The following is a 17,072-nucleotide window of genomic DNA, read 5'->3' as shown; positions in this document are numbered from 1 at the left end:
TCAGAACACCGTATCCATCTGATCCGGGATCACCTCACCCGCCTCGTTCACGCACGCCACGCCGGCGCCCGTCGCGTCCTTGCACCCGGTCGTCGCACACGGGTAGGCCGCGGCCTTCTGCGGGTTGGGCAGGATGAACATCGGATTGACGATCCACTTGTCCATGTAGTTCGCGTACGCGTTGCACATGATCTCGTTCTTGTTGCGGTTGATCACGAGCTTCAACATCGTCGCGTCATGTAGGAACGAAATGTCCGTATCCGAATCGCCCGCGCCGAACACCGGACGTTTCTTCATGTCCGCGTTCGGCTTCTCGGCGTCGGGGCCGGTCACCCCGTAGATCACCTTGTTCATCCAGCAGCGTTTGCCCTCGATGTACGTGATCATCGTATTGCCGACCGGGTTCCCCCCACTGCCCGATCCATCCACGACCGACCCACAGCCCTCGAAGTCGTACGTGAGCTTCCCGGCCCCGTCGAGCAGGTTCCGGATCGCAACCACGTGATCCGCGCCCACGGCCACCCGCTCCGCGAACGCCTCCACGTTCGGCTGCGGTGACGCCGAAATCACCCACACGTCGAGCCCGTTCTTCTGCATCACGTCGATCAGATCCCCGATCTGATCGTAAACCCGCACGTAGGCATTGACCGACATCGTCCCGATCGTCTGCTTCGACCCCTCCGCCGCAGCGAGCCCCTCCTCGATCGCGCTCTTCGCGAATGCCTTCATCTCGGCCGGCGTGTATCCCGCTTGCATCTGCGCGGCCCAGGCGTACGACGGCTCCATCGTGCGGTAGTTCCAGGCCTCGAACGCCGCCTTGGCGTCCACCGTCTTCGCCGTCGTATACACGGCGAGGATCTCGTCCGCGCATTCCGCGTTCGTGCTCGTCGGCAGCGGCATCCCCGCGTCGGCCAGGTCCCCACACGCCGCGCTCAGCGCGTTTCGCGCTTCATTCGTCAAGAAGCGGCTCGTCGCGCGCCAATCCTTGTTCGGCGGCTGCATGATCTTGTCGTTCTTCACGAGCCAGAAGAACACGAGATCCCCCACGTCGTTCTTGATGACCGTGTTGTCCCAGTCGAAAATCGCGACGGGCTTCTGCGTGGGATCGTAGGACGGGCTGTTCACTCCGGCCTCGTCGATCATCTTGTCGAGCGCGTCGCGGTTCTGCCCGTACCACTCCAGATTCGTATCCAGGTCGGGCGCGGCCATCGAGCCGCCCGCGCCCCCGGCGCCGCCCATCCCGCCCATTCCACCGACGCCGCCCATTCCACCGACGCCGCCCATCCCGCCCATTCCGCCCGCGGCGCCCGTGCCGCCGGTCGCGCCTGCTCCCCCGTTTCCTCCGAACCCGCCCTCCCCCTCGTCCGTGCATGAAGGCAGCGTCGCCATCCCCACAACGAGCGCGACGGGAAGAAAAGATCGAATCTTGATCATGGCAAGGATCCCCTTTCAGCGAGCACCCTACCACGGAAAGCACGATTCCCGTGAACACCATTTTCACGACATCATGGTAACCCGGTGAGCTATTTCCCATTTCCACACGCAAAAGCCGCTCCACGGCGCGAGCGCGCTTGCTCGATTCGATCCACGCTCACGGCACATGGCCTTCGCCCCGGCCCCTCGATTCACGCCCCGGTCCCTCGCCCGCCTCGCTCTCCTCGGCTTCGCCGCGTGTTCCCCCGCGCCAAAGGCCGAACCGCAGGCAGCCGCTCCGCCCCGCGGGCCCGAACGCGCCGCGGACGTCGCGACGCCCGCGGCCACGCAAAGCCCCTCGTTCGAACGGGAGGCCCGCGGCACGAAGCTCCGCCTCGTCTTCCACGCCGATCCTCTCCCGAACCTCGTCTACCAGCTCGATTGCATGGCCGGCCGCCACCCTTGCTCCCGCGCCGCCTACGAGGCCCTCTGGCAGAACGAGCTCGGGTGGGACGACGAGGATCGCCGCGCGCTCGAAGCATTCCGCGAGATCCGTGAATCCTGGAATGGCCGCATCGAGCGCCGCGCCCCCGCCCCCGCCGCCCCCCTCCCGCTGCCCCGCGCCGATCGCTCCGTCGCCGCGCGCCTCTCCATCGCCGGCCTCCTCGCCCGCACGCCCGACGAGCACGTCCTTTACCTCGGCCTCGTCACCTCACCCGAAGGCGCGCAACGCGCCCAGGCCCTCGTCGACCATTTTCGCCCTCGATTCGATCGCTACTGGGAGCGGGAAGGCCGCGCCCATTGCGAGGCGTCCGCCGACAAGCTCGCCGCCCTCTTCGAACGCGAGGGCCTCACGGGCCACGTCGAGACGCTCGTCGGGTTTTACCAGGCCGACCTCCCCGACGGCGCCCCGCTCCATTTCCACCTCATGGCCCGCCCCGCCCACCGCTCCGTCGACGCCGCCCGCCAGATCGGCGGCCACGCTGTCATCGAAATGCCCACGGGCGAACCCCCCGAGGCCCGCGCCCCCGTCGTCGTCCACGAAATGCTCCACCACCTGCACGCCGCCGCGACGGACGAGCGCCTCGCCGCGCTCTCCCGATCCTTCGTCGAGACGAACGATCCCCTCGCCCCGGCCTCGTATGCCGTCCTCGACGAGGCCCTCGCCACGGCGCTCGGCACCGCCAAGGCCATGGGGCGCCTCGATCCGCCGGGGTTGTCCCGAAAGCTCGAAGCCCCGATGGGCCTGTATGCAGAGCCGACGATCGATCGCGTCGCCAAGGCCGCGCTCCCCTTCCTCGATGCGCGTCTCGCCGAAGGAAAGGGCCTGCACGACCCCGGCTTCGCCCCCGGCTTCCTCGCCGCCGTCCGCAAGGCGTTCCCGGACGGCCTACCGCCCCTCGCCCACGCCCGCCCGCTCGTGGCCGTCGTCGCCCCCGGCTTATGGCCGGCGTTCCACGCGTTCGACGGCGCTGCCATGGCCTCCTCGCTCGGCGGCTCCACCGCGTCCGACGCCATGCGCGCGCCCGAGACCCTCGATCTCTTCGCCTCGCGCCCCCACTGGGGCGGCGCGTTTTTCGTGACCCACGCCGAGGTCGCCGACCTCGCCCGCTTCGAGGGCCCCCTCGGCGCGGCCGCCGTCGCCGCGATCACCGCCGAGGCCCAGCGCACGCGCGCCTTCGTGTATTCGACGCAGAAGAGCCCCGGCGTGTATCGATTCGTCTTCGTCGCCGACGACCTGCCCTCGATGAACGACCTCGTCCGCGCCCTCGCGGCCCAGCGCGCGCCGTTCGAGGGCGCGCTGGAGGTCGTCGCGCGCCGGCCGGACCCGCATTGATGCGACGCTGAGCCCGCGGCCGGCCACAAAAAAGCGCCGCCCGCGCCATCACGAGGACGGCGCGGGCGGGTTTGGCGGGGCGCGATGGACGCGCGCCTCGCCGATTCCGGGTCTCAGGACCGCTTGCTGCTGCGGCGGCGCTTGGCCATCCAGGCGCCCACCATGGCGAGGAAGCCGCCCACGGCACCCACGCCGCGCGCCGGCGCCTCGTCGCCCGGCACGGAGCAGCCGCAACCGCCGAGGACGACCGTATCGTCGCCGCTGCCGCCTGCGCCACCCGCAGCAAGGCCGCCACTGCCACCGGCACCACCGGCGCCGCCGACACCACCGGAGCCGCCCATGCCGCCGACACCACCGGAGCCGCCCATACCACCGGCGCCACCGGAGCCGCCCATGCCACCGGCACCGCCGGAGCCGCCCATGCCACCGGCACCGCCGGAGCCGCCCATGCCACCGGCACCGCCGCCGCCCATGCCACCGGCACCGCCGCCGCCCATGCCACCGGCACCACCAGCGCCACCCATGCCACCGGCACCACCAGCGCCACCCATGCCACCGGCACCACCAGCGCCACCCATGCCACCGGCACCACCAGCGCCACCCATGCCGCCGGCACCACCAGCGCCACCCATGCCACCGGCACCACCAGCGCCGCCCATGCCGCCGGTACCCATGCCGCCCTCACCGCCAGCACCGCCGCCGCCGCCGGCGCCACCGGCGCCGCTCGAGCTGGAGCTGCTCGTCCCAGCCGGCGGCTGCACGAGCACGTCGACCGTATCCACCGCCGAGGCCTGGCCGTCGGACACGGCGAGCTGGAACGTGAACAGCGTATCCGCGATGACGGTCGGCGCCATGAAGTCCGGAGCCGCGGTGCTCCCACCGTTCAGCCCCACGTCCGCGCCAACCTGCTGCGTCCACGTGTACGTCAGCGCATCGTTATCGGGATCCGAGCTGCCGGATCCGTCGAGCATGACGTGATCGCCGCCCGTCACAATCTGATCCGGGCCCGCGTCCGCGATCGGCGGCAGGTTCGGCGCATCGCAGGTCCCCTGATCCGACACGATGTCAAAGAACGGCGTGCCTGCACCGTTGACGGTCAGGCTCTCGATGAACCAGCCCTGGGTGCCGACCTCCTCGTCCGAGCCGATGCGGAAGCGGATCTTGATGGTCTTGCCGGCGAACTGGGTGCCCAGAGCGATGTTCGTCGTGACGTTCGTGCCGGCCGCGAAGCCCGTGCTCTGCCCGAAGAAGCCCTTCTGGCCGAGCAGCGGGTTGCCGGCGCCCGCGTAGCCGATGTCGCCGTTGTAGGCCGCGCCGAGGCTCGCGTACGTGTTGATGTTGGCCCAGGTCTGGCCGCCGTCCTGGCTCAGCTCGATGATGGCGCCGTCCCAGTTGACGACGGTCGGCGATGTGCTCCGCTCGAACTGGTAGCGGTGCACGAGCGCCATCGACAGGTTGCCATTGCCCACCACGAAATCGGGCGACTCGTAGCGCTCGTCGGCGATGGTCGCGATCGCCTCGCCGTGGGCGAGTACGTTCGACGACGTCGTGCTCGGCCGGATCCGCGCCCACTTGTTGCTCGGGCCGGACGCGTTCTTCGCCGTCCACGTCTCGATGGTGGCCTCCCATTGCTCCTGCGTCGCCGCATTCGGCACGTTGTCGAAATGCCCCTTGCGCACGCTCGAGTTGCTGAGCGCCGGCGAGCAGGACCCGGGCGAGCTCAGGTCGACCTTGAGCTGCAGATCCGTGATCGCCGCGACGGAGTCCGCGAGGATGATCGGGATCGTGAGCGTGGTCGAGGCGAGGGCGCTCACCGTCGGCAACGCCACGGTCGTGCCGTTCGGGAACGACACATCCGGGCTCGTCGAGCTCACCGTGAGCGTGCTGCCGACGAGCGGCTCCCAGCCCTGGTTGCGCACCACCACGACGACATGGCCGGTCTCGCCGTTGTCGAGGATGCCGTCGTTGTCGCAGGACACCACGCTGTCGTCGATCTCGACCGAGAGGATCGCCGGCGCCGGCAACATTTCGTAGCTCTCGACCACGCCCACGTTGTCGGTCGACGTTCGCGGCGGCGAGATCGCGCAGGAGCCGGCGCCGCGGACGGCGAAGCCGGTCGCGAGGTCCTGGAAGTCCTCCACATTCGACGCGATGGCCGTGGCGAGGATCGCGTCGCGCTGCTCGGTGAACGTCGGGTTCAGCGGGGCGAGCTGCATGCCGCCCGTCAGGTAATTGGCCAGCTTGCGCTTGGCCTCGTCGAACGTGTGCCGCGGCGTCGCGCCGTACGCGTCCTCGAGGATGTTCGCATACCCCTCGAGCACCATCGTGGCCCAGATCTCGCCGGTGTTGTGCACCTCGGAGTTGTCCACGCCGGCGGGCTGCATGGGGATGCCGACCGGGAGCGACACGCCGTTCTGGATGTGCTTGAACGTGAGCGCATTCTTCGTGAAGTCGGTCGTGTAGGGGTAACGCCGAATTCCGAAATACGCGCTATCGCCAAACGTCCCTCCTGCGTAGACCGCGCTCGCGTACACGCCGTTCGGATTGTCACCCTCGCGAATGAGCATGTGCAGCGCGACGATGTCGCCCCAGCCCTCGCCCTGACCGCGGGTCTGCAACGAGCTGAACGTGACGAGGCGATTGTGGATGTAATGGCCCCACTCGTGCGCCACGATGCCGTTGTCGATCGTGCCGTCGCGGAACGACGTCGCGCGGTGCATCGTCGCCGTGATCGTCCCGGTGGAGATCTGCTGCTTCAGCGTGTTGCCGGCGTCCTGCGTGATGCCCAGCGCGCCGATGTTGGGGTTGGACAGGGTCGTATCGGCGCCCAAACCCGGCGGATTCGCCGCGACGACATTGTTGGCGACGAGCACGCCCACCGCCCCCGCGGCCTCCGCGTTCAGCGCCTTCAACTGGAACGAGCACGCGCCACGATCCGCGAGCACGATCTTGCCCGCAAAATTGCCCGTCAAGGCCTGGCAGGCATCCGTGAACGTACCCGTGTTGCCATTGGACGAATCGGCGGTCGAGGCGTCCAGCGCGTACGCGACCTCCGCCGTGACGTTGAAGTTCAGCTCCCCGAAGGATGCGTCGCCTATCGGGTACTCGGTGTTGCCCGGGTTCACCGTCAAGCCAGAGCCCAGGGTCTGCGACCACATATACATCTGCATGCGCGGCGACACGCCATCCGCGGGCGTGTTCATGTTCGCGTTGTTGAGCGCCGGGAAGTCGTTCAGGAACGCATCCTGCGCCTCCGCCCGGATCGGGTCGCTGCCAGCGCCGCCGCGGCCGTAGTTGTTGGTCTGCGCGTTGCCTGCCGCCTCGTTGAAGCCCGAGTCGTACCAGTAATCGTGCAGGTAGTTGTTGACGAAGAAGAGCTGCGTGATGGCGGCCTTCACCTGGTCCTGCGAGACGAGCGGATCCTGGCTCGTATCGAAGGTCCGATCGAACACGCCCGGCGCCGTCACGTCGGCGCGATAATCGCCCGCGCTGAGGCCGTCGGGGTTCGTGTGATCGGCGTACGCGTCGACGTTGTTGCCGACGGTCTCCGTCGCGCCCGCCGGCAGCCACGGATCGAACGTGCCCTGCGGGTTCGTGTTGAACCCGTCGATCGTGACCAGGCTCGGCGCCGTGAACGCCGGATAAGAGCCGTCCGGAATCCCCGTCGGGTGCGGGGCGTAGTCGAGCATGGGCCCCTCCATCGGCGTGAACTTCGGCGCGCCGTCCGACCACACGCGGTACGTGTGCGCCGCGTCTTGCGTCCGACTCACGCGCATGAGGAGCCGCCCGTCGTCGGCCGCGATCACATACGCGTAGAGCTCGGAGCTCCGCATGCCCTTCTCCTCGCCCCAGATCTCGACGTAATACGCCGACACCAGGCGATCCGGCATGGGGAAGTAGACCTTCTTGATGCGCGCCGGCTCCGTGAGCGCGATCCTCGCCGCCTTCGTCTCGGCCGTGGGGGCGAGGTTGTAGAAGTCATACCCGTACGCGGGCTTCTTCGCGTTCTTGAAGGCCGTCGCGGGCACCTTCGTCGCGAAGAAATCGTTGAACGCGCGGGAGACGGCCGTGGGGGCGTCGAGCTTGAAGTTCTTGCCGCGCTTCATGCCGGCGACCGCGGACGGGTGCGGGTTGCCGGCGATCGCCACGAGCTCGCGGCTCTGCGTCATCAGCACCTTGACGTCGTTCTGGAAGACCTCGATCCCGTCGACGTTCTGGCGGAACACCACGATGATGCCCCCGCCCGTCATGTCGTTCACCACCACGGGAACGGCCGCGTCGAGCGCCTTCTTGCTGGCGCCGTAGAGGTACGCATAGTGCTCGAGGTAAAGCCGCGCCGACGACGCGGGCGACGCCGTCTTCGCTCCCGGCGCCATCCAGCCGCCCTTCGGCGCCCAGAAAAACGTCGGCACGCCGCGCTTCTCGTCCACGCCCGTCACACCGCCGACGGCCGCTCCGTGCAGGCTCTGCAGCGGGCTCACGGCGACCGACGGGGCGTCGTCGTACGCATGGTAGTTCGGCAGGTCCATGTCACCCGCGCGCGCCGTGGAGCCGGCGAGCAGCGTGATGAGAGCCGTGGCATATCGAGCAGAGCGCTTCATGATTCCTCCACGCCAGAATCGTCGTGGTCATCCCGCAGGCAGGCGCCGCGAGCGATGTACGTTTTCGGTGATCTCGGACAAGAATTTGGCGCTCGTCGCGCCGCGTACATCCCCTCTACCCCTTTCGCGAACGGAAGGGAAGCCGTTCTCCGCCGGCCGCGGCGCAGATCCTGCCGCGCTGTCACAGCGCTCGTGCGCCCAGGATCCTCGGCAGCTAGCGCCCGAGGACGAACGCCCCGATCAGCGCCGCAACCAGCGCCGCGGCGAGCGCCACGGTCCTCCCGAGCCCCTGGTTCCGCGTGGCGCGTCGCAGCTCGAACGTATCGTCGTTCTCATCCGCGATCGACTCGCCCACGACGAACGTGACAATCTGGTCTCCGCGGTGATCCCCGACGCTCCGTGAACGATAGGGAGCGGCCGTTACCTCCGCGGGAATGGGCACGGCCTCGGCGCCGAGGCGCACGGCGCCAAACCCTGCGAGCCGCATCTCGGCCCCTGTCACGGTCCCTGCGGACACCCTGATCCAGCGCTCGCCGTCGAGCACCGGCACTTTCACGCGCCCCCCGCGCCGCGCGGTCTCCGCGTCGATCCGTACCTCGACGAACAGATCCACGCCTGCGCGTCGCAGGCACGGGTGCGGCGCCACGATCACCTCGATCATCAAATCGCCGGCCCGCCCGACCCCCAGCGGCGCCTCGTCTCCTTGCCCTGCCAGCCGCAGGACCTGCCCGTCGTCGATCCCCGCCGGCACCTTCACCGTCAGCGTTCGTTCCTGCAAAACGTGTCGTTTGCCCACACACACGGGGCACCCAGTGACGTACGGATCGCCGTGCAAAACGCCGCTCCCTTTGCAGGCCGTGCAGTGCGCCTCGAAGGTCGCCTTGATCACCTTGCTCGCGCCCGAAGCGGCTTCCTCCAGCGACACGAGCATCGGGATACGCCGATCCTGCCCCGACCCGGCCGCCGGGCGCCGAAAGAAATCATCGAAGATCGCCTGGAATTGACCCTCGAGCGGCCCGAACCCCTCGGGCTTTCCTTTCGATCGTCCTTTGCCCCCATATCGGCTCACGAAACCTTTGCGAAGCTCACGCCGTGCGGCTTCGATGTTGAATGCATTCGCGCAGCGCGGCCTCGAAGCCCGCGCGGGTATGGTGCACCCGCACGCCCGCCATCACCACGCTCGCCGCCTGGATGCCGAGCGCCACGAGCTTCGATCGCACGAGGAAATGGGCGACGTCGTTCGTTTTCCCGAGGTCGCGCGCCATCTCGGTCAACCGCGCGCGAGCAGGCGACTCGTAATCGGTCATCTCCTCCCAGTCGTGAAAGCCGGAGATCCCTCCCTCCTCCGCCACGACCCGGCGCGCCAACGCCTCGATCACCTTCGCGCCTTGCTCGTCGAGGTAGCCCGTCACCTGCGTCACGAAAACGCGCCGGGCTGGCCGCCACAGCCGCACCGTCGCCCGCGCCGTCGTCGTGGTCTCGGCCTTGTCGACCGGGAGAAGCTCCATCCCGAACGACTACCGCGCGGGGCAGAACCCGTCAATTCCGGCAGAGCGGCCTCCACGGCCGGAATCCTGCCACAGCGGAAAAGCCCGCGCTCGGGTCGCTTGTCACTTTGGCAACCTGCGGCGTGCCGCGCGCCGGAATGTCCCAATCCTGGCGAACGAGGCGCGCGTTCCTTCGGCAAAACGCGCTCGTACCGGCCTGGCACCGAACTTGATATCCTTGCGCTCCATGCCGCCCGAGCCTTACCGCACCCCCTCTTGCCCCACCTGCGCTGCCCCTCACGTCGAGCAAGTGCGCATCTGCGAGCTCTGCGAGGAGCCGTTCGTCCCCGGCGTCGCGGGCGCCGGAGCCTGCGATCCGTGCCTGCGCAAAGCGAGCCGCGTCGTCGCGCGCGCGGCCGCCGAACAGCCCGCGCCGAGGCACACCAGGGCGGTCCTCCGCTGGCTCCCCGTCGCGCTCGCCGTCCTCACGGTGGGCATTCTGTCGTTCAATACGCTCGTCTTCGTCGACACGGCGCGACGCCTCACCGAGCTCCGCGCGGCGCCGACCCCCGCCGGCAAGCACCACGCAAAGCCCAAGGACAAACCCAAGAAGCCCCAGCCGCGCAAGCAAACCGCCGCGCCGCCCGCGCCGCCCGCGCCGCGCAACGAGACCCCCTTCGACGACACGAGCGTCCCGGCCCTCACGAGCGTCCTCGCCGCGCTCCAGCCCGAGGTCCACGATCCGGACGCCTTGCTCGCGCGTGTCCAGAAGCTCCGCGAGGCCGGGCTCGACATCTTCCTCGTCCGCACGAACCTCGGCAAGAACATCCTCGACGGCGGCGGCGACCTCCGCACGCGCATCAGCCCCGTGCTCCAGGGCGGAAAGACCGTCGGCGTGCGCTTCTCGCGCCTCGGCCCCGACTCGATGGACGCGCTCGCGGGCGTCCAGCCGGGCGACGTCCTCGTCTCCATCAATGGATTCGGCGTCGATAGCCCGGACCGCGCGCTGAGCGGCTACACGTCCTCCCGCGAAAAGGGCGGCGCCGTCTTCGAGCTCTTCCGCAATGGCCGCCGCGTCGTGCTCGACGTCCGCTGGCCCAAGTGATCCGCGCCGCCGGGGACGGCCACGAAAACCTGGAGTCGCCCTTCGGGTTTTGGTAGACGTTCTCCATGGCGATCTTCCGAACCTCGTCGATCGCGCCCGTAGCCCTGCTGGCGCTCGCCTGCGGCTGCGGCGGCGCGCAGACGAACCCCGAAACCCCGACCGAGGCCTCCACGGCCGAGGCGACGCCGTCCACGCCCCCCGCCCCGCCGCCCCCGAAAACGGACGAGGCCCCGAAGCCTCCTCCGGCCGAGGAAGCAAAGGCGGAGCCTGCCCCGGACAAACCTGCCCCGACGGAGCTCGCGGAGGCCCCGAAGGCGCCGTCGATCTCGTGCGAGCCCAAGGCCGGCGCGGCCACGGGGCCGAAAAAGAAGCTCGAGATCAGCGTGGATCGCTCCCACGTCGACCTCGAAGGGCACCGGCTCGAGGTCAAGCTCACGCGGGCCGCGTGCAAGGTCGAGCTCCAGGTCATCGGTGAATCCGGCAAGATCCTGGCGAACGCGTCGAAGGCGTTCGACGGCGCGGCGGCGGGCACGGTGCTCGCGGTCGACTGGAGCCCGATCCGGGCCGAGACCGTCTCGCGCATCGAGGTATGGGGCCACGACACCGAGGGCAACTACGTCGGCGTGGCGATCACGCCGTGGAACGTGAAGATCGACCACGAAGAGGTCAATTTCGAGACCGACTCGGACAAGATCCGCGACTCCGAGGTGCCGAAGCTCGAAGCGAGCCTCGACAAGGTCAAGGACGCCCTCGCGAAGCACCAGGATCTCAAGGGCATCGCGCTCTACATCGCGGGCCACACCGACACGGTCGGCAGCCCCGAGCACAACCTGAACCTCTCCCGCAAGCGGGCGCGCGCGATCGCGGCCTGGTTCCGCGGCCGCGGCCTGAAGATCCCGGTTGCGTGGGAGGGATTCGGCGAGCACAGCCCGATCGTGAAGACGGGGGACGAGGTCGCGGAGGCGAAAAACCGCCGCGTCGATTACATCCTCGCCCTCGACCCGCCGCGCTTGCCGCAGGGCGCCGTGCCGTTCGGGTGGAAGGCGCTTTAATCAGTTGTCGAAGAACTGATTGCAGCACGTCGTCGCGAGCCCGCATTGGTACGCGCCGGGCTCGTGCACACACTTGCCGACCTCGACCTCGTCGACGAAGCAAGAGCAAGCCGCCTGCCCCGTGCTCCATCCGCAAGAGACACGAACGTGCTTGCCGTTGCACGTACCGCTGCAAGGACAATTGCCGCCGGACGACTCGTGACAAAAGCCATCGGTGACGCACGAGAGCGACCCCGGTTCGCTCCCGCCATCTCCACCGGCTCCACCTTCGCCCGTTTCGGCCGGCGCTACGATTGAATTCGGCTCACTCCCGCCCTGTCCGTCCTTTTCGCTCCAGCCGCTCACATAACTGTCGTTACAAGCCGCGAAGAATCCCAACACGAGCGCCCCGAGCAAACCGACCCGTCTCATTTGCATGCCGTCGGAGGCTAGTTCCTCGCGCGCCGTCGTCGATCATAGGCTGCCCGACATGGGTGGAGCGAATCCGCACGAGAGGCGCGCCCCTCAGCTCTGCGCCTCGATCTCCACGCCCCACATCTCCTTGCCGTCCCCGTCGTGCAGCGAAGCACGAAGTCGACCCGTCTTTCCGTCGATCACGAGCATCCCGAACGACTGCTTCCCGCCTGCGGGCCCGACCGGCGGATCCCCCTGCTTTCGATTCTGGAATTTTACCTCTGGCCCGAACGTCTCATCGAGCGGCGCCGGCCCGAACGTACCCGCGTGCAGCGGCCCGGCCACGAATTCCCAGAACGGATCGAACTTCGCCATCTTCGCTCGCGAAGGATCATAATGGTGCGCAGCGGCGTAATGCACATCCGCCGTGACCCACAGGACGTTCCGGATACGTTTTTCCTGAAGGAACGCCAGGATCGACGCAATCTCCAGCTCCCGCCCGAGCGGCGGCCCCTCCCCGTTCGCGAATCCGTCCTGCGCCGTGGGTCCATCCGGCACCACGAGGCCGATCGGCTGGTCGCACGCGAGGATCTTCCACGTCGCGGTCGACCGCGCGAGCGCCTCCTTCAGCCACGCGAGCTGCGCTTCGCCGAAGAGGATGGCCGGCTCCTTTTCCTCGCGGTTCGGCCCATTCGGCGTGCGAAAGCTCCGCGCGTCGAGCACGAAGACCTCCACGCGGGGCCCGTACGACAGCACCCGATGAATGGGCCCTTGCCGCATCGGCGCATACTCGAACATGGCCTGCTTCGCGAACCCGGCGAGCACCGACGCCCGCCGCTCCTTGTACCTCGGATCGCTCAGCACCTGCCCGGGAAACCAGTTGTTGCGCACCTCGTGATCGTCCCATTGCACGATCGTCGGCACGGCCGCGTGCAGCCGCCGCACGTGCTCATCGAGGAAGTTATACGCGAAATTACCCCGAAACTCCTCCAGTGTCTCGGCCACCTTCGATTTCGCCGGCGTCACGAGGTTCTTCCAGACCGACCCATCGGGCAGCTCGATCACCTCCGGCAAGGGATTGTCCGCGTAGATCCGATCCCCCGAATGAAGGAACAGATCCGGCGCGAGCTCTGCGATCGACGCATACGTCTTCATCCCGCCGCGGTCCACGTCGATCCCGAACCCTTGCCCGACCGTATCGCCCGACCATACGATCTTCACATCCTCCCCCGGCCCCGGCGGCGCGCGCAGCGACCCCACGGCCGGCTCGCTCCGCGCGTGCCCCACGTCATCCGCCTCGAAGACCACGCGATAATGGATCCGCTTCCCGACCGGCAACCCCGTGAGCTCCACGCGAGCCGTGAAATCGTTCTCGGCCGTGGCAACAGGCCCTTCGAGCTTCCGCGCGTCGCTGAGCCGCTCATCGGTCCCCCATTCCACGAGGAGCCGCGCGGGCCGATCCGTCTTGCTCCAGAGCACGACCCCGTCTGCCATCGGATCACCGGTCTGCACGCCAAACGGAAGCGTCGGCCGCGCCGCCTCGGGCGTCACGACGCCCGGCGAACCCGGCGAACCACACTTCCCGGCGCAGGAGGGGAGCGCGAGCGCGGAAAGGGAGCCGAGGAGGAAATGGCGGCGGGGGAGCAGGAGCGTGAACATGGGGAGCGGCGGGAGGATCGCCTGGGGCGAAGGCGATGGCAAGGGGCTCTGCGAGAAACCACACGAGGTTCGTCCCGGAACGCGTCGACCTATCCGGACAAACGTTTTTCTTGACAGAACGAAGGATTCGCGTGGTAGGAGGGCTCGGTGAGCGGCCCTCTTGTCGCTGCGTCGTCCGATCCCTTGGATCCCTTCCCCGCGGAGGTTCCGCCATGGTACTCTTCGGACATGGGCAACGCGGCGCGAAACCTCGGCACCGACGATCCGACCTTCTACCCGACCCACGACGACATGGGTGAAAGCGCGCTCCAGACGCTCATCATCGAGCTGTTCCGCCCCTTGCTCGCCCGCTTCCTCGCGTCGCAGGGGATCCGGGCATTCGTGGGGTCCGATCAGTTCATCTACTGGGTCCAGTACGCCCCGACGGTGACGGTGGCGCCCGACCTTTACGTCCTCCCCGGAGTGGATCCCGAGAGCGCCCCGAAATGCTGGAAGGTATGGGAGACCGGGATCGTACCGAGCTTTGCGCTCGAGGTGATGGCGGAAGAGAACCAGAAAGATCAGGAACAATCGCCGCGCCGCTACGACGAGCTCGGGGTGAAGGAGCTCGTCGTGTTCGACCCGCACGCGGACGAATTTCCCGACCGCATCCGGTTCAGCGTTTACCGGCGAAACGCACGCGGTAAGCTTGTCCAGGTCGAGGTCACGGATGCCGATCGTGTCCGCTCGACGGTGCTCGGTTGCTTCGTGCGTGTGGTCGGAACCGGCGCGGCGCAACGCTTGCGGGTCGGGCTCGGGCCCAGCGGGGACGAGCTGCTCCCGACCGAGGCTGAGCTTGCCGAGCAGGAGCGCACACGGGCCGAGCAGGAGCGCACACGGGCCGAGCAGGAGCGTCTACGGGCCGACGCAGCAGAGGCGGAAAATGCGCGCCTTCGCGTCGAGCTCGAACGGCTGCGCCGCGGCGGTGCGTAAGGAAGGGGATGGTCGTCCCGCGGTCTCGCCTCGCCCTCGCGCTCACCCTGTGCGCCGCCTGCGCCGACCCTCCGCGCCCCGAGGCGAACCGGCTCACCGCAACCGCCTCCGCTTCCGCTATCGCTTCCGCTCCTGCTTCCGCCACCCTTCCCGCATCCGCATCCGCATCCGCATCCGCATCCGCCCCCGCATCCGCCCTGCCCACCTTCCCGCCCGACGCCGAAGCCCGCCTCGACGCAGCTGTCCGCGGTGCCATCGATCGCGGCGAGGTCCCGGGCGCCGTTCTCCTCGTCGTCCAAGCGCGCCACGTCGTCCTCCGCAAAGCCTATGGCCTCCGCGCAAAGGAGCCTTCTCCCTCGCCGATGGCCGAGGGCACCATCTTCGACCTCGCCAGCCTCACCAAGCCCATGGCCACAGCGAGCTCGATCCTCCTCCTCGCCGAACGCAACGCCTTGCGCCTCGACGATCCCGCGCAGAAATGGCTCCCCGATTTCACCGGCGACGACCGCGAGCGCGTCACCCTCACCCACCTCCTGCTCCACACCTCCGGCCTCCCTGCCGGGGATGCGATCTCCTCGTACGCGGACGGCGAAGCCCGCGCCCTCGCTCGCATTCAAAAAACCAAGCTCCTCCACACCCCCGGCGAGGCCCACGTCTACAGCGACCTCGGGTACATCCTCCTCGGCGAAATCGTCCGTCGCGCCGCGGGCGAGCCCCTCGACGTGTTCGCCACGAAAAACCTCTTCGAGCCCCTCGGCATGAAGGACACCACCTTCCGCCCCGGGCCTCGGCTCGCCGCGCGCGCGGCCCCCACCGAACGGGCCCAGGACAAACTGCTCGTCGGTGAGGTCCACGATCCGCGGGCCCGCGCGCTCGGCGGCGTGGCCGGACATGCGGGGCTCTTCTCCACCGCCGACGACCTCGGCCGCTTCGTCCGCATGCTCCTCGGCGGCGGCGAATTCGAGGGCCGCCGTGTCCTCTCGAAAACGTCCGTCCGCGCGATGACCGAACTCCTCCCCTTGCCCCTCCCTGAAGGCAGCCCCGACAAACCTTCATCGCGTAGCCTCGCCCTCGGCTCGCTCTTCGGCGGGATCGGGCATACCGGGTTCACGGGCACCGCGTTCTGGCTCGACGTCCGACGCGGCGACGCCGTCATCCTGCTCGCGAGCCGCCTCCATCCCGACGGCAAAGGCGACGCCGCGCGCCTCCGCCGCGACGTGGCGAATGCCGCGGCAGCGATCCCCCAAAACCCGCCCGCGGCCCGCGTCCGCGTGGGCCTCGACGTCCTCGCCGCGCGCGGGTTCGACGTCCTCGCGGGCCGCAAGATCGGCCTCATCACGAACCACACGGGCAAGGACGCGCGCGGCGAGCGCACGATCGACGTCCTCGCCGCCTCGAAATCGTTCGAGCTCAAAGCCATCTTCAGCCCCGAGCACGGCCTCGGCGCCGACAAGGACGCCCTCGTCCCCGGCGGAAAAGACGCCCGCACCGGCTTGCCCATCCATAGCCTCTACGGCGCGGATCGCCGCCCCACGGACGCCATGCTCGCCGGCCTCGACACCCTCGTCTTCGACGTGCAGGACGCGGGCACCCGGTTTTACACGTACATCAGCACGATGGGATATGCCCTCGAAGAGGCAGCGAAACGCCGCCTCCGCTTCGTCGTCCTCGATCGACCGAACCCGCTCGGCGGAATGGCGCTGGAGGGCCCGCTCCTCGATCCCGGGCGCGCTTCGTTCGTCGCGTACCATTCGATCCCCGTGCGCCACGGCATGACCGTCGGCGAGCTCGCGCGGCTCTTCGACGCGGAGAAAAAGCTCGGCGCCGATCTCCACGTCGTGCCGCTCGAAGGCTGGGATCGTACCTTCCGATTCGACAAAACCGGCCTCCCCTGGGTGAACCCCTCGCCCAATCTGCGCAGCGTGACCGAGGCACTCCTGTATCCCGGCGTGGGCGTGCTCGAATTGACGAACGTCAGCGTCGGGCGCGGCACCGACAGGCCCTTCGAGCGCGTGGGCGCGCCGTTCCTCTCCGGCGCGCGCCTCGCCGCCGAGCTCGCGCGTTTTGGCCTCCCCGGCGTGCGCTTCTCCCCCGTGCGCTTCACCCCCGCGTCGAGCACGCACGCCGGCGTGCCTTGCGAAGGCGTCGCGCTCGACGTCACCGATCCCGCGAAGATCGAGCCCGTCCGCGTGGGCCTCGCGATTGCGGTCGTTTTGCGCAGGCTCCACCCCGAGGAATGGAAACCCTCCGGCCTCTTGACCCTGCTTGGAAACGCCCGTGTCCACGAGGCGCTCATCCGCGGCGAAGACCTGCCACGCCTCGTCGCGCTTTACGAGCAGGATCTCAAGGCATTTTCGGATCGACGCAGACCACACCTGCTCTACCCCGTGTTCGAGCAGGACAATCGGTAGGACATTTCTCAACCGCCCGATCGGTCGGACATTGTTCATCACGTCATAAGATGAAAAACCGTGACGGACGGAGGTTCCGTGTTATCATCTGGAAACGACACGGACGGCGCGCGACGGTGAATGGCCGGCGCGCCTCCGCGAC

Annotated in this window: 11 protein-coding genes; 5 read left to right on the top strand and 6 right to left on the bottom strand. The window is 68.5% G+C overall.

Annotation, left to right across the window (positions count from 1 at the left end):
* Positions 1–1,434 (bottom strand): HAD family hydrolase, encoded by a 1,434-nt coding sequence (locus POL67_RS08085; protein ID WP_271916520.1) that lies wholly within the window; start codon positions 1,432–1,434, stop codon positions 1–3.
* A 166-nt stretch (positions 1,435–1,600) separates the two neighbouring features.
* Here POL67_RS08085 and POL67_RS08080 point away from each other — a divergent pair, with 166 nt between their 5' ends.
* A complete protein-coding gene (locus POL67_RS08080; protein WP_271916519.1) occupies positions 1,601–3,250 on the top strand; it encodes a hypothetical protein in 1,650 nt (549 codons plus the stop codon).
* A 113-nt stretch (positions 3,251–3,363) separates the two neighbouring features.
* Here the strand turns inward: POL67_RS08080 and POL67_RS54455 are convergent, their stop codons facing one another.
* The 3 genes from POL67_RS54455 to POL67_RS08065 form a co-directional block, all read right to left on the bottom strand.
* Positions 3,364–7,851 (bottom strand): M36 family metallopeptidase, encoded by a 4,488-nt coding sequence (locus POL67_RS54455; protein ID WP_271916518.1) that lies wholly within the window; start codon positions 7,849–7,851, stop codon positions 3,364–3,366.
* A 214-nt stretch (positions 7,852–8,065) separates the two neighbouring features.
* Positions 8,066–8,920: a DnaJ C-terminal domain-containing protein gene (locus POL67_RS08070; protein WP_271916517.1), complete on the bottom strand. Its 855-nt coding sequence runs from the start codon at positions 8,918–8,920 to the stop codon at positions 8,066–8,068.
* Positions 8,921–8,936: 16 nt separating this feature from the next.
* Positions 8,937–9,359: a hypothetical protein gene (locus tag POL67_RS08065; RefSeq protein ID WP_271916516.1), complete on the bottom strand. Its 423-nt coding sequence runs from the start codon at positions 9,357–9,359 to the stop codon at positions 8,937–8,939.
* Between the two features lie 226 nt (positions 9,360–9,585).
* Here POL67_RS08065 and POL67_RS08060 point away from each other — a divergent pair, with 226 nt between their 5' ends.
* On the top strand, positions 9,586–10,443 hold the full coding sequence (locus POL67_RS08060) for a hypothetical protein (RefSeq protein WP_271916515.1): 858 nt from the start codon (positions 9,586–9,588) through the stop codon (positions 10,441–10,443).
* Between the two features lie 65 nt (positions 10,444–10,508).
* The gene (locus POL67_RS08055; protein WP_271916514.1) at positions 10,509–11,495 is read left to right on the top strand and encodes an OmpA family protein; all 987 of its coding nucleotides are present in this window, start codon (positions 10,509–10,511) and stop codon (positions 11,493–11,495) included.
* On the opposite strand, the gene POL67_RS08050 is transcribed toward POL67_RS08055, so the two are convergent.
* Positions 11,496–11,912 (bottom strand): hypothetical protein, encoded by a 417-nt coding sequence (locus POL67_RS08050; protein ID WP_271916513.1) that lies wholly within the window; start codon positions 11,910–11,912, stop codon positions 11,496–11,498.
* An 87-nt stretch (positions 11,913–11,999) separates the two neighbouring features.
* Positions 12,000–13,547, bottom strand: coding sequence for an alkaline phosphatase D family protein (locus POL67_RS08045; protein ID WP_271916512.1), 1,548 nt, complete (start codon positions 13,545–13,547; stop codon positions 12,000–12,002).
* A 147-nt stretch (positions 13,548–13,694) separates the two neighbouring features.
* Here POL67_RS08045 and POL67_RS08040 point away from each other — a divergent pair, with 147 nt between their 5' ends.
* Positions 13,695–14,519: a Uma2 family endonuclease gene (locus POL67_RS08040; protein WP_271916511.1), complete on the top strand. Its 825-nt coding sequence runs from the start codon at positions 13,695–13,697 to the stop codon at positions 14,517–14,519.
* A gap of 8 nt (positions 14,520–14,527) precedes the next feature.
* Positions 14,528–16,930: an exo-beta-N-acetylmuramidase NamZ domain-containing protein gene (locus POL67_RS08035; protein ID WP_271916510.1), complete on the top strand. Its 2,403-nt coding sequence runs from the start codon at positions 14,528–14,530 to the stop codon at positions 16,928–16,930.
* The last annotated feature ends 142 nt before the right edge of the window (positions 16,931–17,072 follow it).

The organism is Polyangium mundeleinium, from assembly GCF_028369105.1.
In the GTDB taxonomy this organism is placed as follows: Bacteria; Myxococcota_A; Polyangia; order Polyangiales; family Polyangiaceae; genus Polyangium; species Polyangium mundeleinium.
The sequence above is the reverse complement of the archived record's forward strand: the minus strand, read 5'-3'. Positions and strand labels throughout refer to the sequence as shown.

What these genes read in the sequence shown, in the direction of transcription:
- POL67_RS08085 (WP_271916520.1), bottom strand. Translation starts at nt 1,434, where the DNA reads ATGATCAAGATTCGATCTTTTCTTCCCGTCGCGCTCGTTGTGGGGATG.
- POL67_RS08080 (WP_271916519.1), top strand. Translation starts at nt 1,601, where the DNA reads ATGGCCTTCGCCCCGGCCCCTCGATTCACGCCCCGGTCCCTCGCCCGC.
- POL67_RS54455 (WP_271916518.1), bottom strand. Translation starts at nt 7,851, where the DNA reads ATGAAGCGCTCTGCTCGATATGCCACGGCTCTCATCACGCTGCTCGCC.
- POL67_RS08065 (WP_271916516.1), bottom strand. Translation starts at nt 9,359, where the DNA reads ATGGAGCTTCTCCCGGTCGACAAGGCCGAGACCACGACGACGGCGCGG.
- POL67_RS08060 (WP_271916515.1), top strand. Translation starts at nt 9,586, where the DNA reads ATGCCGCCCGAGCCTTACCGCACCCCCTCTTGCCCCACCTGCGCTGCC.
- POL67_RS08055 (WP_271916514.1), top strand. Translation starts at nt 10,509, where the DNA reads ATGGCGATCTTCCGAACCTCGTCGATCGCGCCCGTAGCCCTGCTGGCG.
- POL67_RS08050 (WP_271916513.1), bottom strand. Translation starts at nt 11,912, where the DNA reads ATGCAAATGAGACGGGTCGGTTTGCTCGGGGCGCTCGTGTTGGGATTC.
- POL67_RS08045 (WP_271916512.1), bottom strand. Translation starts at nt 13,547, where the DNA reads ATGTTCACGCTCCTGCTCCCCCGCCGCCATTTCCTCCTCGGCTCCCTT.
- POL67_RS08035 (WP_271916510.1), top strand. Translation starts at nt 14,528, where the DNA reads ATGGTCGTCCCGCGGTCTCGCCTCGCCCTCGCGCTCACCCTGTGCGCC.